Source organism: Micromonospora tulbaghiae (assembly GCF_900091605.1).
GTDB lineage: Bacteria > Actinomycetota > Actinomycetes > Mycobacteriales > Micromonosporaceae > Micromonospora > Micromonospora tulbaghiae.
Genome location: NZ_FMCQ01000002.1, coordinates 377,956 through 401,938 on the forward strand (window position 1 = coordinate 377,956; position 23,983 = coordinate 401,938).

General features: G+C 74.3%; 20 protein-coding genes. 14 read left to right on the forward strand and 6 right to left on the reverse strand.

Going from position 1 to position 23,983, the window contains the following annotated elements:
• Positions 1-27 precede the first annotated feature (27 nt).
• On the forward strand, positions 28-1,437 hold the full coding sequence (locus tag GA0070562_RS06795) for a condensation domain-containing protein (RefSeq protein ID WP_091417061.1): 1,410 nt from the start codon (positions 28-30) through the stop codon (positions 1,435-1,437).
• 3 nt (positions 1,438-1,440) lie between these two features.
• On the opposite strand, the gene GA0070562_RS06800 is transcribed toward GA0070562_RS06795, so the two are convergent.
• Positions 1,441-2,643: a cytochrome P450 gene (locus GA0070562_RS06800; protein WP_091417064.1), complete on the reverse strand. Its 1,203-nt coding sequence runs from the start codon at positions 2,641-2,643 to the stop codon at positions 1,441-1,443.
• Positions 2,644-2,653: 10 nt separating this feature from the next.
• The gene (locus GA0070562_RS06805) at positions 2,654-3,817 is read right to left on the reverse strand and encodes a nucleotide disphospho-sugar-binding domain-containing protein (protein ID WP_091417069.1); all 1,164 of its coding nucleotides are present in this window, start codon (positions 3,815-3,817) and stop codon (positions 2,654-2,656) included.
• Between the two features lie 157 nt (positions 3,818-3,974).
• On the opposite strand from GA0070562_RS06805, the gene GA0070562_RS06810 reads away from it, so the two are divergent.
• Positions 3,975-5,186 (forward strand): cytochrome P450, encoded by a 1,212-nt coding sequence (locus GA0070562_RS06810; protein ID WP_091417071.1) that lies wholly within the window; start codon positions 3,975-3,977, stop codon positions 5,184-5,186.
• 7 nt (positions 5,187-5,193) lie between these two features.
• Here GA0070562_RS06810 and GA0070562_RS06815 read toward each other — a convergent pair whose 3' ends face one another.
• Positions 5,194-6,057 (reverse strand): TauD/TfdA dioxygenase family protein, encoded by an 864-nt coding sequence (locus GA0070562_RS06815; RefSeq protein ID WP_091417074.1) that lies wholly within the window; start codon positions 6,055-6,057, stop codon positions 5,194-5,196.
• Positions 6,058-6,219: 162 nt separating this feature from the next.
• Between GA0070562_RS06815 and GA0070562_RS06820 the strand changes: the two genes are divergently transcribed.
• From GA0070562_RS06820 to GA0070562_RS06845, 6 genes are all read left to right on the forward strand, one after another.
• On the forward strand, positions 6,220-7,245 hold the full coding sequence (locus GA0070562_RS06820; protein ID WP_091417077.1) for a methyltransferase: 1,026 nt from the start codon (positions 6,220-6,222) through the stop codon (positions 7,243-7,245).
• Between the two features lie 251 nt (positions 7,246-7,496).
• Complete coding sequence (locus tag GA0070562_RS06825) at positions 7,497-8,516, forward strand: polyprenyl synthetase family protein (RefSeq protein ID WP_091417081.1); 1,020 nt, start codon at positions 7,497-7,499, stop codon at positions 8,514-8,516.
• Positions 8,513-9,550 (forward strand): UbiA family prenyltransferase, encoded by a 1,038-nt coding sequence (locus GA0070562_RS06830; RefSeq protein WP_091417085.1) that lies wholly within the window; start codon positions 8,513-8,515, stop codon positions 9,548-9,550. Before GA0070562_RS06825 ends, GA0070562_RS06830 begins: the two co-directional genes overlap by 4 nt.
• Positions 9,547-11,247 carry a prenyltransferase/squalene oxidase repeat-containing protein gene (locus GA0070562_RS06835; protein WP_091417089.1) on the forward strand — a complete coding sequence of 567 codons (1,701 nt, stop codon included), beginning with the start codon at positions 9,547-9,549 and terminating at the stop codon, positions 11,245-11,247. The genes GA0070562_RS06830 and GA0070562_RS06835 overlap by 4 nt, the downstream gene beginning before the upstream one ends.
• Positions 11,244-12,518 carry an FAD-dependent oxidoreductase gene (locus GA0070562_RS06840; protein ID WP_091417092.1) on the forward strand — a complete coding sequence of 425 codons (1,275 nt, stop codon included), beginning with the start codon at positions 11,244-11,246 and terminating at the stop codon, positions 12,516-12,518. The genes GA0070562_RS06835 and GA0070562_RS06840 overlap by 4 nt, the downstream gene beginning before the upstream one ends.
• On the forward strand, positions 12,518-13,543 hold the full coding sequence (locus tag GA0070562_RS06845; protein ID WP_254663747.1) for an aminotransferase class I/II-fold pyridoxal phosphate-dependent enzyme: 1,026 nt from the start codon (positions 12,518-12,520) through the stop codon (positions 13,541-13,543). Before GA0070562_RS06840 ends, GA0070562_RS06845 begins: the two co-directional genes overlap by 1 nt.
• Here GA0070562_RS06845 and GA0070562_RS06850 read toward each other — a convergent pair.
• Both GA0070562_RS06850 and GA0070562_RS06855 read right to left on the reverse strand, forming a co-directional pair.
• Positions 13,448-14,491, reverse strand: a complete 1,044-nt coding sequence (locus tag GA0070562_RS06850; RefSeq protein WP_091417098.1) for a 2-hydroxy-acid oxidase — start codon at positions 14,489-14,491, stop codon at positions 13,448-13,450. The genes GA0070562_RS06845 and GA0070562_RS06850 overlap by 96 nt on opposite strands.
• A gap of 20 nt (positions 14,492-14,511) precedes the next feature.
• Positions 14,512-15,450, reverse strand: coding sequence for a 3-oxoacyl-[acyl-carrier-protein] synthase III C-terminal domain-containing protein (locus GA0070562_RS06855; protein ID WP_091417102.1), 939 nt, complete (start codon positions 15,448-15,450; stop codon positions 14,512-14,514).
• Positions 15,451-15,521: 71 nt separating this feature from the next.
• Here GA0070562_RS06855 and GA0070562_RS06860 point away from each other — a divergent pair, with 71 nt between their 5' ends.
• From GA0070562_RS06860 to GA0070562_RS06880, 5 genes are all read left to right on the forward strand, one after another.
• Positions 15,522-16,682 (forward strand): glycosyltransferase, encoded by a 1,161-nt coding sequence (locus GA0070562_RS06860; RefSeq protein ID WP_091417105.1) that lies wholly within the window; start codon positions 15,522-15,524, stop codon positions 16,680-16,682.
• 85 nt (positions 16,683-16,767) lie between these two features.
• On the forward strand, positions 16,768-17,745 hold the full coding sequence (locus tag GA0070562_RS06865) for an ATP-binding cassette domain-containing protein (protein ID WP_091417109.1): 978 nt from the start codon (positions 16,768-16,770) through the stop codon (positions 17,743-17,745).
• A gap of 23 nt (positions 17,746-17,768) precedes the next feature.
• Positions 17,769-18,533, forward strand: coding sequence for an ABC transporter permease (locus GA0070562_RS06870; RefSeq protein WP_091418421.1), 765 nt, complete (start codon positions 17,769-17,771; stop codon positions 18,531-18,533).
• Between the two features lie 116 nt (positions 18,534-18,649).
• Positions 18,650-20,302 carry a class I adenylate-forming enzyme family protein gene (locus GA0070562_RS06875; protein WP_091417112.1) on the forward strand — a complete coding sequence of 551 codons (1,653 nt, stop codon included), beginning with the start codon at positions 18,650-18,652 and terminating at the stop codon, positions 20,300-20,302.
• A gap of 44 nt (positions 20,303-20,346) precedes the next feature.
• Entirely contained in the window at positions 20,347-20,826 is a 480-nt protein-coding gene (locus tag GA0070562_RS06880) for a hypothetical protein (protein ID WP_091417116.1), read from the forward strand.
• 31 nt (positions 20,827-20,857) lie between these two features.
• Here the strand turns inward: GA0070562_RS06880 and GA0070562_RS06885 are convergent, their stop codons facing one another.
• Positions 20,858-22,441, reverse strand: a complete 1,584-nt coding sequence (locus GA0070562_RS06885) for a ricin-type beta-trefoil lectin domain protein (protein ID WP_091417119.1) — start codon at positions 22,439-22,441, stop codon at positions 20,858-20,860.
• Between the two features lie 519 nt (positions 22,442-22,960).
• Here GA0070562_RS06885 and GA0070562_RS06890 point away from each other — a divergent pair.
• Complete coding sequence (locus tag GA0070562_RS06890) at positions 22,961-23,962, forward strand: glycoside hydrolase family 11 protein (protein ID WP_091417122.1); 1,002 nt, start codon at positions 22,961-22,963, stop codon at positions 23,960-23,962.
• The last annotated feature ends 21 nt before the right edge of the window (positions 23,963-23,983 follow it).

A 23,983-nucleotide genomic window follows, 5' to 3' on the forward strand; every position in this document is an offset into this window, starting at 1 on the left:
GCCGATACGCGTTGCTCTGATGAACGGGTGTTCGCGCAGACGGTCCAGGCCCAGGTTCCCGTGGCGTTCGCCGGGCCGGGCGCCGGCACCGCGCCCCTGACCTGGGGGCAGAAGGCCATCATGCAGGACATGCGGGAGACCGGCTGGACGCACAACGTCAGCGGCGCCCACCCGGTGCCGGCGGGTGTCACAGTCGAGCAGGTGGCGGACGAGTTCGCCGCGCTGATGGCCCGGCACCCGGCGTTGCGGATGCGGCTCGGCGCCGTCGACGGGAGCAGCCCGTGCCAGGTCGTGTCCGCCGCCGGCGAGACGGTCCTGGACGTGGTGGACGTACCCGACGACGCGGACCCGGCCGACGTGGCTGCGTTCGCCTACGACCTGGGCCACGCCCGTCTGCTGAGCCACTACGACCTCTACCGGGACTGGTCGGTGAAGATGGCGGTGATCCGGCACCGCGGCGCCCTGGTGCACCGGGTGCTGACCATCGACCACCTCGTGGTGGACGGCACCGCCACGTCCCTGATCCTGGCCGACCTCGGCCTGGCCGGCCGGCCGGACCGCCGGGTCGCCGACCCCCGTACCGTGCAGATCCTCGACCTGGGCCGGCGGGAGGAGACACCGCCGCTGCGCCGGGTCAGCGACCGGGCCGTGCGTCACTGGGCCGGACACCTGCGGGACGTCCCGCCCCTGACGTTCGGTGAGCCGGCCGCCGGTGGGCGCCGGGGCCACCGGTACTGGCACGGCCGGTTCAGCTCGCCCGCGGCGTACCTGGCGGTGCGGGCCATCGCGGCGCGGACCCGGACGGACACCTCGCGCGTGCTGCTCGCGGTCATCGCAGTCGCGATCGGGCGGGCCACCGGGGTCAGCCCGCTCACCGCGAAGCTCATCGTCGGCAACCGGTTCCGGCCGGGTTTCGCCGAGGCCATCGCCCCGCTCAGCCAGAACGGCGTGCTGAGAGTCGACACCGCGGACACCACTGTGGACGAGGTGGTGGCGCGCGCCCGCCGGGCCGCGGTCTCCGCCGGCAAGTACGCCTACTACGACCCGGCCCAGCTCGCCGAGGTATCGGACCGGCTGGACGCGGAACGCGGGTACCCGGCCCGGATCACCTGCCGGATCAACGACCGGCGGGTGACCACCCGGCAGGCGGCCGACGGAGGGCTCCACGACGACCCGGTGACCGCCGAGCGGATCCGCCGCCGGGCGGACGAGACGTTCCTGGTCTGGGACGGCCCGCTGGACCACCTGCCCGAGCAGATGTTCATCACCGTCGAGGACCAGCCGGAGACGGTCCACCTTCAGGTGATCTTCGACTTCGGCTGCTTCACCGAGGAGCAGGCGGAGCGGCTGCTGCGCGGCGTGGAGGAGGTGGCGGTGGAGGCGGCCCTCGACCCCGCCGCGCCGACCCGGGTCACCACCGGATCGGCGGGCGGCTGACGGTCACCGGTCCCAGGTCACCGGCAGCGACTCCAGGCTGCGCACCACCAGGCCCGGCCGGAACCGCAGCTCCGACTCGTCGACCGCGAGCCGCAGCCCGGGTAGCCGCCGCAGCAGCGCGCCCAGCGCCTCCTGCAACTCCATCCGGGCCAGCGCCGCGCCCAGGCAGTGGTGCGGGCCGGCGCCGAACGCCAGATGCGGGTTGTGGACGCGGCTCAGGTCGAGCGTGTCCGCACCCGGGAACACGGTGGCGTCCCGGTTGGCCGACGCGATCGCCGGCAGCACCGCGGCGCCGGCCGGCAGTCGTACGCCGCCCAGCTCCACCTCCTCGGTCGTGACCCGGGGCAGCAGCACCCCGTTGTCGCCGAGCTGGATGAAGCGGGACAGCTCCTCGACCGCCCGGGCGACCGCCACCGGATCGTCGCCGCGCAGCGCGGCGAGCTGCTCGGGATGGCGGGCCAGCACGAGCAGGAACAGGTTGAGCTGGTTGGTGGTGGTCTCGTGCCCGCCCACGAAGATCCCGGCGGTGACCGAGACCAGCTCCCGTTCGGTCAGGTCGTCGTGTTCGTCCCAGACCGCGATGAGCGCGCTCATCAGGTCGTCGCCGGGCTCGTGGCGCCGCTGGTCGATCAGCTCGCGGAACGCCTCCAGCGCGGCCCGGGGAGCCTCCGGGTCGGCGTCCCAGTCGCCGACGAGCGCGTCCGACCACTGGCGTACCCGCTCCCGCTCCCGGTCCGGGATACCGAACAGCGTGCTGATCACAGAGATCGGCAGAGGGCCGGAGACATGCGTGATCACGTCGGCCGGCGGACCCGCCGCCTCCAGGTCGTCGATCATCCGGTCGACGAGCGCCGACACCCTCGGGCGCAGCTCCTCCACCCGGCGGACGGTGAACGCGTGCGAGACGGCCCGGCGCATCGTGGTGTGCCGCGGCGGGTCCATCCCGATCAGCGAGTCCTCCGCGAGCGAGCCGAGTTCCCGGGTCGGGCGGTTGGGGCCGGCCGCGGCGGCCCGGCTGAACCGCTGGTCGGTGAAGACCCGGCGCACGTCGGCGTGCCGGGTGGCCAGGTACGCGCACGCCCCGTCGGGCAGCTCGACCCGGGCCACCGGGCACGTCTCGCGCATCCGGGTGTAGTCCGGCGACGGGTGGTAGATCGTCGGAGCCGGCGCGAGCGGGTAGGTGATGGCCGGTGGCTCCTGCGTCATCTGCGACTCCTCAGATCGGGCCGCCCCGGGCCAGGGCGGCAAGCGTCGGCACCAGTTCGGCGGGGGCGGGCATGGCGTGGACCCGGTCACGCATCAGGGCCGCGGCCCGCCGCCGCGGCCCGTCGCCGGCCAGTTCGCCGACGAGGTCCCGCACCGCGGCGGCGGTGGCCCGCTCTCCCGTCAGCGAGGCGCCGGCGCCGGTGGCGGCCAGCCGCTCGCCGTTGAAGTGCTGGTCGCTGACCTGCGGCAGGACGAGCTGCGGCACGCCGTACGCGAGCGCGGTCATGGTGGTGCCGGCCCCGCCCTGCTGCACCAGCGCGGCGCAGGTCGGCAGCACCAGCCGTACCGCCAGTGGCCCGTCGACCAGGCGGACCCGGGCCGGCAGCGGCCCCAGCCCCTCGTGCTGGCGCGGTTCGACCACCACGACGACCTCCACGTCGAGCCCGGCCACCGCCCGGATCACCCCGCCCAGGTCGAGCCGGTCGTGCAGTCCGGCGCCGGCCATCATGGTGCCCGCCGTGACGCACACCCGGGGCCGGTCCGCCGGGCGGCGCAGCCAGTCCGGCACCACGGCCGGACCGTTGTACGGCACGAACCGCACCGGACGGCCGGGACGCCGCATCGGCACCTGCATGGGCGGCGGCACCGGATCGAGCGTCAGGACGCCGTCCAGCGGAACGTCGGCGGCGGAGAGTCCGAACCGGGCGGCCAGCGGCCCGACCACCGAGTCCGGGTCCAGGCGCAGCGTGGTCGAGGAGTCCGGCCCCCACAGGTTCAGCACGCCCGGCACGCCCAGCGCGGCGGCGGCCACCGGCGCGGCGAGGTTGAACGGCTCCCAGAGAACCAGGTCCGGCCGCCAGGTCCGGCCGAAGGCGACCAGGTCGTCGAGGACGGCGTCGGCGAACCGGACCACCCCGCCGTCGGCGGTGATCGCCGGCTCGACGGCGCCGGCCGGCGCGGAACCACCGAGCGGGGCCACCGCGCCGATCCGGCCGGCGAACGCCTCGGCGAAGTCGACGTCCTCGCCCAGGGGTACGGCGGCCAGCCCGGCCGCGCTGATCGTGGCGGCCATCGACGGGTGACTGGCCACCCGCACCTCGTGGCCGGCAGCCTGCAACGCCCAGCCGAGCGGGACCAGGCTGTAGAAATGCGACCGCCAGCCCCACGTCGACATCAGAATTCGCAGCGGCGCAGTCAAATCCCACCAATCCGCGCGGCGAAACGGCAGCCCTGGAGAACCGATGCTAGGGGATAGGCACCGGTACGCGGAAGGTCGCGGACGCATGCGGCGGATATTGACGCCGGACTAACCGATGCTGGACTCTTAGCCGATGTCGGACGTGGACCGCGATCAGCCGGCCGGTGGCGCCGTGACAGTCAATTCCGGGCTGCGTTCCTATCCGTTCGAACCGTTCACCGGCGACCTTCCCGCCGAGCTGCTGGAGATGGTCGTCACCGAGCCGGTCAGCCGGGTCCGGTTGCCCGACGGGCGGGCCGCCTGGCTCGTGCTCGGCTACGAGCACTGCTGCACCGTACTGGCCGACCCCCGCTTCTCCCGGCTCCCGCTGGGCGCGACCACCACACCGGACGGCGGCGGTCCCCGCGAGCTGAACATGGACGGTCCGGCGCACGCGGTGGTGCGGCGGGTGGCGGGTCGCGCGTTCACCGCCCGGCGTATCGGGACGTTCCGCCCCCGGGTGCAGCGGCTGGTGGACGAACTGGTCGACGCCATGCTCGCCGGTCCCCGCCCGGCCGACGTGGTGGCCGGACTGGTGGCGCCGCTGCCGGTGCTCGTGGTCTGCGACGTGCTCGGCGTTCCGGCCGCCGACCGGCCCCGGTTCTACGGCTGGATCGAGGGGCTGAACTCGGTCACCGCGTACGGCTCGGCGGCCGCCGCCACCGCGCAGGCGGAGCTGCGGGACTACCTGGCCGGGCAGCTGGCGCGCAAGCGGGACGAGCCCGGCGACGACCTGCTCTCGGCCTGGGTCCGCGGCGGCGACGCGCACGAACTGGCCGACGCCGAACTGGTCGAGCTGGCCATGGGCGTGCTGCTCGGCGGGCTGGAGATCAACTCCACGAGCGCGGGCCTGCTCGCGCTGTTCCGGCACCCGGCGCAGCTGGCGAAGCTGCGCGCCGCGCCGGGCAAGCTCTCCGCGGCCACCGACGAGATCCTGCGCTACACGTCGGTGAGCGCCATGTTCCGTGTGCAGGTGGTCCGCGAGGACCTGGTCCTCGGCGGCGTCGGGATGCGGGCCGGCGACTGCGTGATGGCGATCCCGTGGGCCGGCAACCGCGACCCCCGGTTCTTCCCCGAGCCGAACGTCTTCGACATCGACCGCCGGCCCGGCGTACCGCACCTGACCTTCGGGTTCGGGCCGCACTTCTGCCTCGGCACGGCGCTGGGCCGGATGCAGGTGGAGTTGTCGCTCGGCGCGCTGCTGACCCGGATGCCGGGGCTGACGCCGGCGGTGCCGCCGGCGGAGATCCCGTGGCGGCACGACCGGATGAACGGCGGCATCGCCTCCTTCCCGGTCACCTGGTGACCGGCGGTCAGTAGCTCTCCACCGCGTTCACCCGGTCCGGCCAGTACCGCTGGCCGGGCGCCGGGACGTAGTGCTCCCACCGGGGCGCGTCCCCGGCCGGGTGGTCGCCGAGCACGGTGATCCGCTGCCCGCGCCGCAGGCCGTCGTAGTCGTTGACGGCGTAGTGCTGGGTGACCCGGTTGTCCCACACCGCGACGTCCCCGGTCCGCCAGCGGTAGCGGCAGGTGAACTGAGGACTCTCGGAGAAGGTGAACAGGTGCTCCAGCAGCGCGTCGCTCTCGTTGCGGGTCAGCTGCGGGATGTGCGAGGTGAACAGCCGGTTGACGTACAGCGAGCGGCGCCCGGTCTCCGGGTGCACCCGGACCACCGGGTGTTCTGCGCGGCTGGTGAACTCGGTGCCGATCCGGATGACGTGGATGGCGGTCAGTCCGTCGAGCAGGTCCCGCATCGGCGCGGAGAGCGCCTCGTAGACCCGGCACTGATTGGTCCACATGGTGTCGCCGCCGACCTCGGGCAGCTGGATCAGGTGCAGGATCGAGGCGATCGGCGGGCTCTGGTGGAACGTCATGTCGGTGTGCCAGACGTCGACCTTGCCGCCGTCGGCGGAGTCGATCACGACGATCTCCGGGTGCCCCTCCAGGCGGGGCAGGTACGGGTGCAGCTCCACCTCGCCGAAGCGGCGGCCGAACGCGACGTGCGCCTGCGGCGTCAGCCCGGTCTGGCCGGCGAGGAAGACCACCTGGTGCTTCAGCAGCAGGTCGTGGATCAGCGCGAAGCCCTCGTCGGTGAGCGTGTTCAGGTCGATGCCGTGGACCTCGGCGCCCAGCGCGCCGGAGACGAGCCGGACCTCGGCCGCGATGGATGTGGTCATCGGTGATCCCTCCGGTCTGCGCGCCACGGCTGGTCCGCGCATTGTTCCACGTTCATGAATGTCCTAACCAGCCGTTGTCGTTGACTCACCCGCCGTAGGCCTGGAAGCATTCGCACCGGCGGGGGGCGGCGCTGCCGGCCCGCGACGCGGGAGGAGGCGCCGGTGTCGATCGATGCCCCGATCGAGGGTGACGCGGGGGAGCGGCTCGACCGGCTCACCGACCTGGCCACCCCGTTCGCGGTGCGTACGGCGGTGACGCTGCGCGTGCCGGACCGGATCGCCGCGGGCGTCACCGGCCTGGGCGAGCTGGCCGACGCCTGCGGCGCGGACGTCTCCGCGCTGGGCCGCCTGCTGCGCTACCTCGTGCACCGGGGCGTGTTCGTCGAGGTGTCGCCGGACGTGTTCGGCCTGACCGATGTCGGCGAGCTGCTCTGCGACCGCGCCGGCGGTGGCCACGGCGCCTACCTGGACCTCGCCGGTCTCGGCGCGCGGATGGACCTGGCCTGGACGGGCCTGCCCCATGCGATCCGCACCGGCGGGCCCGGCTACCGGGAGGTGCACGGGCGCGACTTCTGGGCCGACCTCGACGCCAACCCGGACCACCGGGCCTACTTCGACGCGCTGATGCTCAGCCAGCAGCGGTTCACCGCGCCGGAGGTCGCGGCGCTCTACCCCTGGCACGAGGTGGGGCGCGTGGTCGACGTGGCCGGGGGCGCGGGCGGGCTGCTGCGGGAGGTGCTGGGCGCCCATCGGCACCTGCGGGGCACGCTCGTCGACCGCGACGAGCCGGTGGCCACCGCCGCCGCGACGTTCGCCGGGTGCGGCCTCGCCGACCGGGCCGAGGCCGTGGTCGGGGACTTCTTCGGCCCGCTGCCGCCCGGTGCCGACGTGTACGTGGTCTCCCGCGCGCTCACCGACTGGAGCGACGCCCACGCCACCGCGATCCTGCGGCGCTGTGCCGAGGCGGCCGGGAGCACGGGCCGGGTACTCGTCATCGAGGTGCTGCCGACGGTGCCGCACGTGCCGCACCTGTCGCCGTACGACCTGCGGATGCTGGTGCTCGTCGGCGGCCGCGAGCGCGGGCTGCCCGAGTTCGCCGCGCTGGCCGCCGCGGCGGGGCTGGCGCCCCGGCGCACCTACCACGGCACCGACGGGCTGACACTCATGGAGTTCGCCGCCGGCGGCTGAGCGGGCCGGGCGGGTCGCACCTGTCCGATGCCGCCCCGTGCGCCCGAACATTGACGTATATGCATCGACATGGCGGCCGTGGGTCAAACGGCGGATTTCTCTGGGCATCGGTCAATGTGCTGAAGAATGCTGTCACGACATTTGCGGCCACCCATATCCATGCGCATTTATCAATGGTTGTTCACGGGAGGGCCGAGCGGTAACGTCTCGCGTGGCGACTAGCCGATCCCTGGCGAAAGGGTCGACGCGTCATGACGGTTGCTGGCTCCACGCGATATCCGTCCTTCATCGACGACCTGGCCCGCAGCGAATCGGGGCGGCTGCTGCGCGCCGAACTCGGCCGGCGGTGGCCGGAGACGCCCGACCGGCTCGACGCGATCGTGCGCTACGCGCTGCTGCCGGCGGGCAAGATGCTCCGTCCGATGATGACGCTGCACGCCGCCGAGGCGGTGGGTGGATCACCCCGGGACGTCCTCGCGGCCGCGCTCGGCACCGAGTACCTGCACGTCGCGACGCTCGTGCACGACGACATCATCGACGCCGACACGCTGCGCCGCGGCCGTCCGGCCGTCCCGGTCGCGTACGGTATCCCCGGCGCCATCGTGGCCGGCGACCACCTCATCTTCCACGCCTTCCAGGCGATCGTGGAGGGCGGCCGGGCCGTACCCCCGGCGTCGGTCGTCGCCGCCGTGACCGCGCTCGCCGAGGCGGGCCAGGACCTGTGCCGGGGCCAGGCGATGGAGGAGCGGCTCGTCGGCGACCTGGACGCGGGCGCCCGCTGGTATCCGGAGATGATCCGGCTCAAGACCGGCTCGTTGTTCCGCGCCGTGTGCCACATCGGCGCGCTGCTCGGCGGCGCCGAACCGCGGGTGTCGGCCGCGCTGGCCCGCTACGGCGAGCACGTCGGCACCGCGTTCCAGATCCGCGACGACCTGCTGTCCTACCTGTCCACCCCGGAACAGACCGGCAAACCCGCGACGAGCGACCTCAACAACGGCCGGCCCACCTTGCCGCTGCTGCTGGCGTACGACGCGATCAGCGACGCGGCCCGGGTGGAGCTGCTGGCGGTGCTGCACCGGCGCGGCGCCGGCCCCGGTGACGTCGAGTGGGTCACCGCACTGCTCCGCGACGCGGGCGCTGTCGACGGCGCCCGGCGGCGGATGGTGGAGCACGCCGAGCGGGCCCGCGCGGAACTGGCCGTGCTCACCCCGTCCGCGAGCGCGGACGTGCTCACCGGCATCGCGGCCTGGATGACGAGCGAGATGGCGTGAGCACGGCCGGCGCCGTGCGAGCACTGCGGGCCCACGTGGAGACCTGGCGGCCCTACACCCTCTGGTACGTCGGGCTGGTCGGCCTGGCGGGCGCCGCCGTGGCCGGTGGCCGGCGCGATCCGTGGCTGCTGCTGTCGGCCTGGGCCGCGCCGACCGCCGGCTGGCTGGGCGGCCACTATCTCGGCGACTACTTCGACCGGGACCTGGACGCCGGCAGCAAGCCGCACCGGCCGATCCCGTCCAGCCGGCTGGGCGCGGGCACGGCCCTGTGGTGCGGCAGCGCCTGCTTCGCCGCGCTCGGTGTCCTGGCCGTGCTGGGTGGCTGGGGCACCACAGTGGCGGCGCTGCTGGCCGGATGCGGCATCGTCGCGTACAGCAGGTGGTTCAAGGCCCGGGGGATCGCCGGCAACCTGGTCCGCGGCGCCCTCGGCGCGGTCGCGCTCGGCTACGGCGCGCTCGCCGCCGGCCTCGCGCCGCACCGGCCGTGGGCGGTGCCGGTGCTGCTCGCGCTCGTCGTCGCCTTCTGGTCGCACGATGCGATGTCCAACCTGGTCGGCGCGCTGCGCGACATCGACGGCGACCGCGCCGGCGGCTACCGCACGCTGCCGGTGGGGCGGGGCGTGCCGGTGGCCGTGCGGACCGTGGTGGCGCTCTACGCCGTCACGATCGGCGCCGCCGTGACCGCCGGACTGCTGGCCGGGCCGGGCACCCGCACGGCGTACCTGGCCACGGTGCTCGTCGTCCTGGTCACCGGCGTCGTCGCGCTTGCCCCGCTGGTGGCGCGCCGCGACGGGATGCCCGTCCTGGTGGCGCTGCGCGCCCACTCGGTCCTGGTCGTCGAGCGGGTCGTGCTGGCCTCGGCGGCCGTCGGCCTCGGCCTCGGCGTCGCCGTGCAGCTCGCGCTCGCGCTGCCGATGGTGCTGCTGACCTGGCTGGCGCAGCGCGGCATGCGCGTCCGGCACGAACTCGGCCCGCCGGTCGCGGGCCTGACCCTCGCCGCCCACAGTCGACTGCCTCTGGAGGACGCGCCATGACCGCTGTGACCGCCGAGGCCGTCGGGAAGGCGGTGGCCGCGGGCGCCGAGGCGCTGTTCCGCCGCCGCCGTCCCGACGGCGCCTTCGGTGACGACCCGCCCGCCTCGGTGCTCGGCACCGCCGGCGCGGTCGCCGCGCTGCACGCCGCGGACCCGTCCGGTGGCGCCGACCTGGTCCACGCCGGAGCCGCCTGGCTGCGCCGCGCACAGCACGACGACGGCGGCTGGGGTGGCGTCGTGGGCGCCGGCACCGCTGTCGTACCCACCGCCGTGGCGGTCGCGGCGCTGGCCCTGAGCGCGCCCTCCGGCAGCGCCGACGCGGTCGCGGCGGGCCGGGCCCGGTTGGCCGCGCTCGGCGGCGTCGACACGATCACCGATCCGGCCATCTCGCTGCTCTGCCGGCAACTGCTCACGATGGCCGGGATGACCGCCGAGGCCGGCCCGCTGCGCCGGCTGCCGCTGGAGATCGTCCTGTTCGACCGGGTACGCCGGCAGCGCCTGTCGTTCCGTACCGCGCCGTTCGTCGGGCTCGCGCTCATGCAGTCCGACATGCTGCCCGCCGGCCGGCTGCGCCGGGCCACGCTGCGCCGGGCCCGTCCGGCGGCGGTACGGCTGCTCCGGTCCATCCACGACCACGAGGGCCGTACCGGAGCGCTCAGCGAGGATCCGTGGCCCGCCGCACTCGTCCTGCTCGGCCTGGCCCGCAGCGGCGAGGCGCCGGACATCGCGCGTGCCGTCACCGGCTGGCTGCGCCGGGCGGTACGCCCCGACGGGGCCTGGGACGCGGTCACCAACCTGGACCTCACCCGGTCCGGGTACGCGGCGACCGGGTTGATCGCGGCCGGCTACGCCGACGATCCCCGGCTGCACGCCACCCGGGATTTCCTCCACGCCGCCCGCAAGACGGAGGCGTTCGAGGTGCTGGGCGTGCCGCCGGGCGGGTGGAGCTACTCGAACGCCCGCGGCTGGCCGGTCACGCTGGAGTCGGCCGAGATCCTCTCCGCTCTCGCCGGCCTCCCCGGCGCCGGGGCCGACCCGGTGCTGCGCCAGGGACTGGCGTGGCTGGCCGGCCGCCAGGACAGCCGCGGCTCGTGGAGCCTCTGGGTCCGCGACACCAAGCTCGCCAACGACGGCCCCTGCCCGGCCATCACCAGCCAGGCGATCCTCGCGCTGCACGACGCCGGGCACCCGGACGACCATCCGGCCGTCGCCCGGGCGGCGGCCTGGCTGCTGACGCGCGCCGCGCCCGACGGCACGTTCGAGAACCTCTGGTACCGCGACCACACCTCCGGCACCGCTGTGGTGGTCGCCGCGCTGTCCCGGGTCGGGCACGCCCGGCACGACGTGGTGCGCCGCGCGGCCCGGTGGCTGCGCGACACCCAGCTGCCCGACGGCTCGTGGGGGCCGGGCGACGGCACCGACGGCACCGTCGAGGAGACGGCCTGGGCCGTACAGGGCCTGATCGCGGTCGGCGATCCCGACGCCGCCGACGCGGTCGACCGGGGCGTGGCCTGGCTGGTGGCCGCCGCCGGGCCGGACGGCGCCTGGCCCGCCGCCCGGGTCTGCAACTACATCCGCCACCACATGCGGTACCCGAACGCGGTGATCACCCAGGCGCTCGCGCTGCGGGCGCTCGGTGAGTACCGCAGCGCCGCCGCCGCGCGATCCGGCGCCGCACCGGGCGCGGTGGCCCGATGACCGCCGACGTCGTGGTGGCCGGGGCCGGCGCCGGCGGGCTGGCCTGCGCCTACGCGCTCGGCGCACTCGGGCTGCGGGTCCTGGTGCTCGACCGGCAGCGCGCCCCCGCGTCGATCGCCAAGGGCGAGATCCTCCAGCCCGAGACGGTACGCATCCTCGACTCCTGGGGCACGCTGGACGCCCTGCGGTCCACCGGCGCACGCCCGGTCGGTCGGCTGGCCATCCGCGACGCGTACGGCGAGCCGTTGCTCTGCCTGGACTACGCGAGCCTGCCCGGCGCGTACCGGCAGATCCTCTGCGCCGACTACGGCGACCTGCGCGCGGTCCTGGCCGACCGGCTACCCGCCACCGTGGAGGTCCGGTGGGGCGTGCGGGTGACCGGTGTCCGGCGCGACAGCGACGGCCGCGTCGGCGGCGTCCGGGCCGTCGTGGACGGCGCCGAGCGCGAGATACCGGCGCCGCTCGTGGTCGCGGCCGACGGCATGTCCTCGCCGCTGCGCCGGGCGGCCGGGATCGGCGTGGAGCGCCGGGAGTACCCGCACGGCCTGGTCGCCTTCGACGTGGCCGGTGCCGAGGTGGCCGACGAGGTGTCCGCCTACCGCACCGGCCGGGGACTCTGCCTGGTCTACCCGCTGCCGGGCGGGCGGTGCCGCCTCTACGTGCAGGTCGCGCCGGGCGAGTTCCGGGGACGGGTCGACCTGGACGCGTGGTGCGGACGACTGCTCGCCGACGTCCCGGCGATCAGCCGGCTGGGCCCGGCCGTGCGCGTGAGCCTGCACCGGCGCCAGCTGCTCGCGGTCTACCGGCTGCGCAGCGCACGACTGGCCGTACCGGGTCTCGCGCTCGCCGGTGAGGCCGCCCACGCGGTGCACCCGATGGCGGCGCAGGGCGTCAACAGCTCCCTCGGTGACGCCGAGACGCTCGCGGCCTGCCTGGCCGCCGAGGGTGGCGCGCCGGAACCGGCCGCCGTGGACCGGGCGCTGCGGGCCTTCGAGGCGGCGCGGCGGCCCCGGCTGGACCACGTCGCCACCGTCAGCCACAACGCCTCCCGCATGATCACCGCCGTGTCCGGGCTGCCGAAGCTGCTCGGCGCGCGGATGATGCGGCGGACCGCCGCCAACCCCCGGCTGCTCGGGCTCACCGCCGGGAACCTCTCCGGCACCGACGTCCGGCCGCTCTCCGCGGTCGACCGGCTGTACCAGCTCGGGCTGCTGGCCGACCGGCACGCGCACACCACGTCCCCGCCGGTCCCGTCGGAAAGTGAGCGATGATGACGCCTGCCACCGCCGTCGGGACGCAACCGCCGGCCGACCTGTCCATGAACGAGACGCCCTACCCGCCGTTACCGGGGGTGCGGCGGGTGGTCGAGGACGCCGCCGCGACGCTCCAGCGCTACCCGGACCGGCTGTCGTCGGCGCTCGTGGCGGCGCTGTCGGCGCGGCTCGGCGTGGGCCCGGAGGCGATCCTCGTCGGCCCCGGCTCGGCCGGGCTGTGCCAGCACCTCGTGCAGTCCCTCGGGCCGCGCCCGGACGTCGTCCACCCGGCCCTGTCGTTCGAGGGGTACCCGCTGATCATCGGCAACGCCGGCGCCCGCGCGGTGCCGGTTCCGATGGACGGGTACGGCCACGACCTGCCCGCGATGGCGGACGCGGTCACCGACCGGACCCGGTGCGTGCTGCTGTGCAATCCCAACAACCCGACCGGGGCGGCGCTGCGCCGCGACGACGTCGAGGCGTTCCTGGACCGCATCCCGGCCGACGTCCCGGTGATCGTGGACGAGGCGTACCGCGAGTTCGTCACCGACCCGCGCTCGCCGGACGGGATGGACCTGTACCGGGCGTACGACAACGTCTGCGTGCTGCGCACGTTCTCCAAGGCGTACGGGCTGGCCGCGCTGCGCGTCGGGTACGCCGTGGTGCCGCCCCGGCTCACCCGGGCCGCCGCGCTCACCGGGGCGGTGTTCTTCCCGAGCGCCCTCGCCCAGGCGGCGGCGGTGGCGAGCCTGACGCCGGAGGTGGGCGCGGAACTGTCCCGGCGGTGCGCGGAACTGGTGGCGGCGCGTACCGGCCTGATCGGCGCGTTGCGCGGCCTCGGGCTCACCGTGGCGCCCAGCGAGGCCAACTTCGTGTGGCTACCGCTGGGGGAGCGGGCCGTGCCGTTCGCCGAGCGGGCCCGGGAGGCGGGCATCCTGGTGATGGCGCTACCAGGCGCCGGGGTCCGGATCACCGTCGGCTCCCCGGAGGCCAACGAGCGGCTGTGCGCGTTCGTGCGCGCCGCGCTCGCCGACGGGCTCTGACCGTCCGGCCGGCTCCAGCGCGACGACGCTCAGGTAGCCCAGGCCGGGCTCGTAGTCGGCCGCCACCACCGGCCGGGGCCGTGCCGCGTCCCCGGCCAGACGGTCCAGCAGCGCCCACCAGACACCGGTGGACGGCTGCCGCGGCGGACCGGTCGTCACCGCGCCGCCGCCGGGGCCGGGCCACGCGGCGGCCAGGTCCGCGCCGAGCACGACCGCGACATCGGTACGTCCGGACGTCAGCTCGCGCACCTCGGCCGCCGCGAGCGCGGTCACGTCGCCGGTGCCGACGTCCGCGTGCTGGCGCAGCGCGGTCACCCGCGCCCCGCCGCCGAGCTCGATCCGGTCGGGACCGCCGGCCCCACCGTCGCCGCCGGTCGCGCCGTTGTCGCCGGGCCGCGCGGTGTTGCCGGTTGCGTCGCCGTGCGCGCCGTCGCCGGCGAGCGCGCCGTACAGCATGGCCACGGCCCGGTGGCGGGCCGGTACGGGCACTGCCGCGTCGTAGGGCAGGACCGCCTGTTCGACGGTGACCAGCAGGGCGCGGCGGCACCCGTACTCGCGGGCGATCCGCAGCCCGGTGAACGCCGCCGCCGAGCCCTGGTCGCAGAGCGCGAACGACATCGGCGTGCCCGGGCAGACGTGACTGAGATACGCGGCGGTGGCCCGGCCGGGCAGCATGTCGTGCACGGCGAACGCCAGCACCAGCAGGTCCACCGGCTCGTCCGGCGGCACGACGGCCGGGATCAGCTCGGCGGCCATCTCCCCGTACGACTGCCCGAGCGCTCCCGGCGGCGCGTCGAACAGGCCGTCGGGCACCCGCCGCCCGTACGGCCGGGTCAGGTCCGTCAGGTACTCGGCGGCACGGCTGCGCAGCCTGGGATCGCCGAGCAGCGCGGCCGGGCCGGTGACGGTGTGCCGCGCGGCCCGCAGCAGGCGCAGCCCGTCGTCCATGGTGGCCTCCCGTACGCCGGTCAGTGTTCGAACACCATGGCGGCGAACGTCGCGCCGTCCCCGGCGCCCACCGCCGCGACCAGGTACCGGTCACCCGGCCGGAGCAGGCCGCGCTCCCGGGCGGTGCGGTAGTTGACGAACGCGTCGGCGCAGAACACGTGGCCGGTGTCGGTCACGTTGTCCAGCAGCACCCGGTCCAGCGGCAGCCCGATCAGCCGGCACAGCCGCTTCCAGGTCATCAGGTTGACGTTGTGCGGCAGCACCAGCCGCAGCTCGGACAGCCCGATCCCGGCCCGGTCCAGCGCCCGGCCGATCACCTCGGCCAGCGCCGGCCGGTACGCCCGCTGGAACCGCGCCGGGGACTCGCCGCCGGCCACGTCGAACTCGCCCCGCTGGTGGCAGGCGTACGCGAGCAGCCGGTCGCGGCCGCCACCGGCGCTGAGCAGGCAGGCCGAGGAGCCCTCGCTGAACACCGACGTCTCCGGGATGAACTGGGCGTCACGGGTGAACGCCTTCTCCCCGGTGAGCACCAGCGCGAGCGGCGGGCCGTCCGGCGTGTCCGGTTCGGACGCGAGCAGCCGCCCGGCCACGTCGATCGCGGCCAGCGCGCTCGCGCAGGACTGCTGGGTGAGCGTGAACGCGAGCGCGTGGCCCAGCCCGAGCGTGCGGCACACCTCGTGCAGCGGGTTGACCGGATAGGGGGTGACCACCGGGAACGCCCGCCCGTACACCACGAACCGCACCCGCCGCCGCAGCGTGGACAGCGTGGTGAGGCCGGCCGCCGCGCGCATCAGCAGGTCGGTCAGGGACAGCCCGGGGTCGCGGCGGACCTCGGTCAGGCCGTGGAAGCGGCGGAACAGGCGGACCTGCATGTCGCTGAGGCCCAGCGGCACGGCCAGGCTCTCGACCGGCACCCGGCGCTGCGGCAGGAACACCGAGACGGCGTCGATCGCCGTCATGCGCGTACCGTCACGTCACGGATCAGATCAGTGACGCCGATGGATGTCAACGCGCGTGCGATCATATCGACGTGGCTCGCTTCCTGTTCGTCGTGCTGCCGGTGGAGTCCCATCTGCACGCCCCGGTCGCCATCGCCCAGGAACTGGAGGCGGCCGGGCACGAGGTGGCCTGGGTCGGGCCGCGCAGCGACCTGCACCCGCTGGTCGGCCCGGACGCCACGCTGTTCCCCACCGGCAAGCGCTACTACCGCCCCGACGGCGCGTCCGGGGCGGCCTCGGTGCGCAGCCTCTGGGAGGGGCACGTGCTGCCCGCCAACCGCTTCGTCCGCGACGCCGCCGACGCGGCGGTCGAGCGGTACCGGCCGGACGTGGTGGTGGCCGACCAGTACGCGCTCGCGGGCGCGCTGGCCGCGCACCGCCGCCGGCTGCCGTGGGCGACGTTCTGCGTCGGCATGCTGGAGCTGACGCCGCCGACCGAGGAGATGCCCGAGTTCACCGACTGGGTACGCGCCCAGGTCGCCCGGGTGTGGGCGATGACCGACCTGCCGGTGGACGAGACGATCGACCTGCGCTTCTCGCCGTACCTCGTGATCGGCCTGACCACGACGGCGCTGACCGGCCCGGTGCCGCTTCCGCCGCACTGCGTGCTCACCGGGCCGGCGCTGGGACGGCGGCCGAACGCGCCCGCGTTCGCCTGGGAGGTGTGGGATCCCGGCCGACGGCATGTGCTCGTCACGGTCGGGACGATGGCCGAGCACCTGGCCGCCGACTTCTACCGGCGGATGACGGCGGCGACCGTGCCGCTCGCCGACCGGATCCAGGTGATCCTCACCGCGGGCGCCGGCCTGGTGCCCGACCCGCCGCCGCACGTGCTCGTCGTGCCCCGGGTGCCGGTGCTGGAGCTGATGCCCCGGCTGGACGCGCTGGTGTCCCACGGCGGGCTGGGCACGGTCTCCGAGGCGCTGGCCCACGGCGTGCCGGTGGTGGTCGCGCCGATCCGGCACGACCACCCGGCGGTGGCGCGTCAGGTACGCCGGGCCGGCGCCGGCCGGGAGGTCTCCTTCCACTCGGCGACCCCGGCGGAGCTGACCGCCGCGCTGAGCGCGGTGCTCGACGAACCGGCGTACCGGACGGGAGCGCGCCGGGTGGGGGAGTCGTTCGCGGCGGCCGGCGGCGCCCGCGCGGCGGCGTCGCACCTCGCCGCGTTGGCACGGACGGCTCCCGACGCCTGACGCATCGACCGTTGTCCAACCGTCGGGGCCGAACTAGCCTGACCTGACGCACCCGCGCAGGCGTCGTGCCGCACGAGGAGGCTCGATGATCGAGGCCACCGGCCTTCGCAAGTCCTTCCGGGTCGGGCGCGGGCGGGGCGCCACCACAGTCGACGCGGTACGCGGCGTCGACTTCGCGGTACGGCGCGGCGAGATCGTCGGTTTCCTCGGCCCGAACGGCGCGGGCAAGTCCACCACGCTGCGGATGCTCGCCACGCTGATCCGGCCCAGCGGGGGAGCGGCCACCATCGCCGGTGTCGACCTGCTGCGCTCACCCGCGCAGGTCCGGCGGCGGATCGGCTTCGTGGCGCAGGCCAGCGGCACCTACGACGACTCCACCGCCCGGCGGGACCTGGTGCTCCAGGCCCGGATGCACGGGCTGTCGAAGTCCGTGGCGCAGGAGCTGGCCGTCGGGGCCATCCGCGCGTTCCAGCTCGACGAGTTCGCCGACCGCAAGATCAAGACGTACTCGGGCGGGCAGCGCCGCCGCCTCGACGTCGCGCTCGGCGTCATCCACTCGCCGCGGGTCATGTTCCTGGACGAGCCCACCGCCGGGCTCGACCCGCCCAGCCGGGTCCGGATGTGGCAGGAGGTGCGGCGGCTGCGCGAGGAGGGCATGACCATCTTCCTCACCACGCACTACCTGGACGAGGCCGACAGCCTCTGCGACCGGATCTCGATCATCGACGCCGGACGGATCGTGGCCGAGGGCACGCCGTCGGACCTCAAACGAGAGATCTCCGGCGACGTGGTCGCGATCGACTTCGCCGCCACCGACGTCGCCGACGGCGCCGCCGGGGACCTGCCGGCCGCGACGAAGCTGCTGGCCGAGGCGCCGTACGTGCACGCGGCCGAGCCGGTCGACGGCACGCTGCGGCTCTACGTCGACAGCGCCGCCACGGCCATCCCGCAGATCATGCGGGCGCTCTACGACAGGGGCATCGAGCCCGGCGCGATCGAGGCCCGCCGGCCCAGCCTCGACGACGTGTTCCTGGCCAAGACCGGCCGGTCGCTCGCGGAGTGACCGGCCGCCGAGAGGAGTACGGCGTGAAGCTCGTCCGCGACACCTGGCTGATCTTCCAGCAGGAGGTCGGCCTGATGGTGCGCAACCCGGTGATGGTCGCGTTCAGCCTGGCCCAGCCGATCACCTACCTGATCCTCTTCGCGCCGTTCCTCAAGGTGGTGATGGTCGACCGGGGCGCCTCGTCGTACGCCGACGCGTACCGCATCTACGTACCGGGCCTGTTCGTGGCGATGGGTCTGTTCGGCGGCCTGTTCGCCGGTTACGGGCTGCTCAGCGCGCTGCGCGCGGGCATCATCGACAGGTGCCGGGTGACGCCGGTGAGCCGTACCGGCCTGCTGCTGGGCCGCGCGCTGATGCATGTGTGCCTCAACGTGGTGCAGGCGGTCGTCGTCACGCTGGTGGCGCTGCCGTTCGGCCTGCGCGTGCACCTGGCGAACCTGCTGGTGTCGTACGCGCTGCTGTCGGTGATGGTGCTGCTGAGCACCTCGATCTCGTACGACATCGCGTTGCTGGTGCGCAACGAGAACAGCCTCGGCGTGCTGGTGAACACCGTCGGGCAGCCGGTGTCGCTGCTCGCCGGCGTGCTCATCCCGCTCGTGCTGGCGCCGATGTGGATCCAGCGGGTCGCGGTGTGGAACCCGTTCGCCTGGGCCACCGACGGCATGCGGGCGCTGTTCGCCGGGCAGATCACCCAGACCGTCGTGTGGCAGGGCGCGCTCATCATGTCCGGGCTGGCCGCCGCCAGTCTGTTCTGGTCGTCGCACCTGTTCAACCGCGACGTCTCATGACCGCGCGTACATCGGCCATTGTCTCAGCGTGGCGGGCGCTCTAGCCTGATCGTGTCCCCGCTCGGCGGCCGGTACGGGGCGCGGCCGTGACGCGTGTCAGCTGAGGAGGCGACGAGTTGGGTGCCGACAACTTCCGGGCGACGCTGGCGGCCGACATGGAGCTGGGCGCGGGCAACGTGCTGCTCCGGCTGGCCGAGCACGGCGCCGACATGGAGACGCCCCGGGTGACGTTCGACGCCGACGTCGACGGCATCCCCGCCTGGACGCCGCTGTCGCTGGCGAGGCTCACCGACCGGGTCGCGGCCCGGGCCGCCTGGTTCCGGTCGCGCGGCGTCCGCCGGGCCGACCCGGTCGCGGTGTACGTGACCTCCGCGCCCGACGTGTTCCTCAACTTCCTGGCGCTGACCTGGCTCGGCGCGATCCCGGCGCTGATGAACGGCAACATGCCGATCCCGCTGGCGGCCGAGTTCATCAGGCGGCTGCGCGGAGCCGGGGTACTGGTCGACGCCGACCACGCCGCCCTGGCCGAGCACGACCTCGGCGTGGAGATCCTCGGCGACGCGGCGCAGACCGGCACGGGCGACCCGGCGCAGGCGCCGCCGCACCACCGGCACCACCCCGAGGACCCGGTGGTCATCACCCACTCCTCGGGCACCACCCGGGTACCGGCGGCGATCGTCCACTCGCACCACGGCCTGTTCGCCGCCATCCGCGCGGTCCGGCTCACCGAGTCCCGGCCGTACGGCGAGGTGCGGGAGATGTCCGCGTTGCCGGCCGCGCACGCCGCCGGCATCATCACGCTCAACCAGGCGCTCTGCAACGGCTACCAGCTGCTGTGCCTGTCCGCGCAGGGCGGCCCGTTCGAGCGCAGCGCGGAGACGATCCTGGACGCGATCGAGCGGTGGCGTCCCACCGGCGTCTTCGGCTTCGCGGTGACCTGGTCCGAGCTGGCCCGGGTCGACCTCACCACCCGCGACCTCAGCTCGGTGCGCAACTGGTTCAACACCGGTGACTGCGCGCACGAGGCGCACGTACGCCGGCTGGTCGCGGTCGGCAGTCACCCCGCGTACACCCGCGACGGCATGGTCGACGTGCCCGGCTCCAAGTTCGTCGACATGCTCGGCTCCACCGAGATGGGGCACGGCGCGTTCCGGATCACCCACCGGCTCGGCAGCGACCGGTACGACCGCTGCGTCGGCAGGCCGTACCCGTTCGCCGAGATCGCCCTGCTCGACGTGGACACCGGCGAGGAGGTCCCGCCGGGGCAGGTGGGGCACGTCGGTCTCAAGTCGCCGACGCTGGCGCTCGGCTACTGGAACGACTCGGTCACCACGTACCGCACCCGGCTGGGCGGCTACTACCTGACCGGTGACCTGATGTACCGCGACGCGGCCGGCGACTACCACCACGTCGACCGGGCCAGCGACGCGGTCGACCTGGGCGGCGGCACCTGGCTGTACACCGCGCTGTCCGAGGAGCGCATCCTCAGGCACTGCCCGGACGTCCGCGACTGCACCGTGCTCGCGGCGACGGGGGATGACGGCACGACAGTCACCGACGTGCTGCTCCTGCTCGCCGCCGACGCCGACCCGGCGCACGACCGGACCGACCGGGTCCGGGCCGCGCTGGGGCCGGCGGTGGCCGTGACGCTGCGCCGGGTGGTGACGGTCCCCGACGACGACGTGGTCACGGGGCCGACCGGAAAGGTCCGCAAGTTCCTGATGCGACAGCGGCTGCTGGCCGACGCCGGAGCGCCCGGCGCGGGCTGACCGGGGGAGATCGACGGCTGGCGGGGCCGTGCCAGAATCCAGCCGTGTCCTACCTCCCCTCGCAGCCGTACCCGCCGATGCCCGGCGGCGTCAGCCCGCTGATCGCCTACCCGCACCCGATCACCCCGCCGCCCGGCTGCGGCGTGCTCGTCGTCTCGGTGAACCGCGGGCCGTACCTGATCCCCGTGCCGGTGACCAGCCGCTTCAAGATCGACCGCCAGGTGGTCGCGATCCCCGGCGAGGGGACCTGGCACGTCGCGGTGCCGGCCGGCGCGCACGACGTCCGGTACACCGACTTCGTCGGCGTCCCGCTCGTCACCACGACGCTCGCGGTGCAGCCGGGGGCCGCGCACCACCTCGCGTTCCGCTTCGGCGGATGGCGCAACCGGGTCTACGACGGGTACGGCACCGACGTCACCCGGTTCGGCCTGTGGTCCAACTACAGCGTCATGCTGGTCCTGCTGGCCGTCCTCGGCGTGGTCTGCTGCGGGGCGTTCGGGCTGGTCCTGGGCTCGACTCCCTGACCCGGCCCGGTCGGCAGACCTGGTCGCGCCGCTAGCGCAGCGACCAGGTCTGCTTCACGTTGAACACGCAGGTCCAGGCGTTCAGCGGCGCGCCCGCGGCGTGGCCGTCGACGTCCAGGCAGCGGTCGGTCGCCCGGTTGAACAGCGAGCGCCGGCCCTGGCTCTCGATCCACTCCCACTTCTGCGCCGGGTTGCCGCTGCACCACGCGGTCTGCACCGGTACGCCGTCGCGCTTCTCGCCCCAGGCCACGTCCAGGCAGAGGCCGCCGTCGACCCGGACGCTGCCGTCGGACGCGAACGTCCACCACTGGGAACGCTCCTCCCGGCAGGCCCGCAGCACGACGCGTACGCCGTCCCCGCTGCCGCCGCTCGCGCACAGGCCGGTCTCCTTGCCGACGAGTTGCTTCGTGCCGGCCGGACGGACCGGTGCGGGCGGCTTCTCCGGCTCCTTCGACGTGCCCGCCGTCGGCGTCGGCGTGGACGGGCGCGTGACCGACGAGGACGGCGGCTTCGCCGTGGGCGTCCGGGTGGCGGGTGCGCCGGAACTCGCGGGCGTACCGCGCAGCCGGCCGTCGAGGGCGTAGAAGTCGGCGAACTCCCGGACCGTGCGCAGGAACGCCTGCGTCCCGGCGTCGAAGTCGCCGCCGGTGTGGCGTACGGCGTCGGTCCCGTTGCGGTACGCGGCCAGCGCCAGCAGGTCCGGGTCGCCGTCGAGCGCGGCCAGTTCCCGCCGCAGCGCGCAGAGCGTGGCGCCGGCCGCCGGTACGGCCGCCTGCGGATCCCACGGCGAGGCGCCGGACGGCCCGTACGCACGCCACAGCTCGGGCCGGAACTGGGCGACGCCCTTGCGGCCGCCGTCGCCGAGCAGGTTCGGGTCGAAGCCGGAGGAGGCCATGAGCTGCGCGGCGACAGTGGCCGGCGGCACCTGCGGGCACACCGAGCCGGCCCGTACCACCAGGCGCACGTACGCGGCGGGGACCGCCTTGGGCTGCCGGCGCTCGCTCTCGCCGCCCGCCGGGCCGGTACCGGCGAAACCGTCCTGCCGCCCGTAGTAGGCGGCGTACCGGCTCGCCTCGTCGACGTACGGGACCGCTGCCGAGGGCACCCCCTCGGCTTCGCGGACCTCGTCGAAACCGGTGTGGAACGCGGCGAGCGACAGTCGCCACGGGTCGCCGGGGACTGCTGCCGCGCGCAGTTGCCCGGCCAGATCGCACATGTGGTGGGCGAGCGCGAGGATGTTGGCGGCCGCGTCCGTGCGCTGCGCGTCCGGCCACGGCGCCCAGGTCCGCCACCGCTCGTCGTCCAGGCCGGCCAGACCGCGGCCGCCGGACGCGGTCCGCTCGGCCCGCGCGTCCAGACCCGACTCGGCCATCAGTTGCCCGGCCAGCCGCGCCGGGGTCAGCGCGGGGCAGGCGCGGGCCGCGGTCCGGATCGCGGTCAGGTGCTCGGCGGAGACGCTCCGGCCGGCCGGCTCGTCGTCGCGGGCGGCGGCGACGGTCCCGCTGAGTGCGGCGACCGCAAGGATCAGCGCCGCCAGCCCGGCGGCGCCGGCGGCGACCGCGCCGCGTGGGATCCGGCGCGGCCGCGGGCGCGGGCCGGGGGCATCGGCTGTCACAGGGCGGTCCTTCCGGTGATGACGTACGCCGGACGGGTACGCGACGTCCTCGGTTCACCCGGCCGGAATCGGGTCCGACTCCGGTCCGGCCGTCATTGAACCGACCGACCGGCGAGGCGTCAAATGTGGACGGTCCGGCCGCCGCCGTGCCGGTATCCGGGCGGATGGTGACGGTGTTGATCCGGAACGAGTCCGAAAAGTTTCGGGATTTTGCCGCTTCAGACGGTGGCCGATCGACTGTCGCCGCCTCGTCCGCGCTGATCGGACGCCCTTTCCGGCAGCCGCAACGCCCGTTCAGGGGTAGCGGAGCGGTTACCACAACATTTCCGGAACTTGTTGACAGGATGAACCGGGCCTCCAATACTGTGGCCATCGGCGTATCTCGATTGACGTCGATGTCCGACCACCACCGTGGCGCGGCTGTCGCCCCGGTCCCGCCGTCCCGCGGGCGGGCGAGCACCCGCTGCTCGCGCCACCCGGCTGGCCGCCCGCCAGCCGTCACAGGGAGGAAACCCGTCCATGAAAGACGCCCCCGTCCGCACGGGCATTCGCAGCCGCGGACGCCTCAGGATGGTCCTCGGCGGCGCCTGCGCCGTGGCGCTGATCGCCGCCGGGGCGACGGCGGTCACGTCCGGTCCGGCCTACGCCGACACCACCGTCACGTCGAACTCGACCGGCACCAACAACGGCTACTTCTATTCCTTCTGGAAAGACAGTGGCAACGTGTCCATGACCATGGGCAACGGCGGTCAGTACAGCACCCAGTGGAGCAACATCAACAACTTCGTCGCCGGCAAGGGCTGGAACCCGGGCGGGCGGCGGACGGTCAGCTACTCCGGCAGCTTCAACCCGTCCGGCAACGCGTACCTGACGCTCTACGGCTGGACGCGCAACCCGCTCGTCGAGTACTACATCGTGGACAGCTGGGGCAGCTGGCGCCCGCCGGGCAGCGGCTACATGGGCTCGGTGTCCTCCGACGGCGGCACGTACGACGTCTACCGCACCCAGCGGGTCAACGCCCCCTCGATCGAGGGGACGCGGACGTTCTACCAGTACTGGAGCGTCCGGCAGTCGAAGCGCGTGGGCGGCACCATCACCGCCGGCAACCACTTCGACGCCTGGTCGCGCTACGGCATGAACCTCGGTTCGCACGACTACCAGATCCTGGCCACCGAGGGCTACCAGAGCAGCGGCAACTCCAACATCACGATCGGCGGGACCAGCGGTGGCAACCCGACCACCCCGCCGCCGAACAACGGTGGCTGCACGGTCAGCGTCAGCCGGGCCGAGGAGTGGAGCGACCGGTTCAACGTGACCTTCTCGGTCAGCGGCACCAGCAACTGGGTGGTCAGCATCCAGACCCAGGGCGGGCAGAGCCTCCAGAACAGCTGGAACGCGTCCGTGAGCGGCACCAGCGGCACGCTCACCGCACGCCCGAACGGCAACGGCAACAGCTTCGGCATCACGCTCTACAAGAACGGCAACAGCAACACACCGACGGCGAGCTGTTCCGCCGCCTGAGCCCTCTTCCGGGGAGGGGGT

Coding starts and splice junctions, on each gene's coding strand:
- GA0070562_RS06800 (WP_091417064.1), bottom strand. CDS start 2,643: ATGACGCAGGAGCCACCGGCCATCACCTACCCGCTCGCGCCGGCTCCG.
- GA0070562_RS06805 (WP_091417069.1), bottom strand. CDS start 3,817: ATGTCGACGTGGGGCTGGCGGTCGCATTTCTACAGCCTGGTCCCGCTC.
- GA0070562_RS06810 (WP_091417071.1), top strand. CDS start 3,975: ATGTCGGACGTGGACCGCGATCAGCCGGCCGGTGGCGCCGTGACAGTC.
- GA0070562_RS06815 (WP_091417074.1), bottom strand. CDS start 6,057: ATGACCACATCCATCGCGGCCGAGGTCCGGCTCGTCTCCGGCGCGCTG.
- GA0070562_RS06825 (WP_091417081.1), top strand. CDS start 7,497: ATGACGGTTGCTGGCTCCACGCGATATCCGTCCTTCATCGACGACCTG.
- GA0070562_RS06835 (WP_091417089.1), top strand. CDS start 9,547: ATGACCGCTGTGACCGCCGAGGCCGTCGGGAAGGCGGTGGCCGCGGGC.
- GA0070562_RS06840 (WP_091417092.1), top strand. CDS start 11,244: ATGACCGCCGACGTCGTGGTGGCCGGGGCCGGCGCCGGCGGGCTGGCC.
- GA0070562_RS06845 (WP_254663747.1), top strand. CDS start 12,518: ATGACGCCTGCCACCGCCGTCGGGACGCAACCGCCGGCCGACCTGTCC.
- GA0070562_RS06850 (WP_091417098.1), bottom strand. CDS start 14,491: ATGGACGACGGGCTGCGCCTGCTGCGGGCCGCGCGGCACACCGTCACC.
- GA0070562_RS06855 (WP_091417102.1), bottom strand. CDS start 15,450: ATGACGGCGATCGACGCCGTCTCGGTGTTCCTGCCGCAGCGCCGGGTG.
- GA0070562_RS06865 (WP_091417109.1), top strand. CDS start 16,768: ATGATCGAGGCCACCGGCCTTCGCAAGTCCTTCCGGGTCGGGCGCGGG.
- GA0070562_RS06890 (WP_091417122.1), top strand. CDS start 22,961: ATGAAAGACGCCCCCGTCCGCACGGGCATTCGCAGCCGCGGACGCCTC.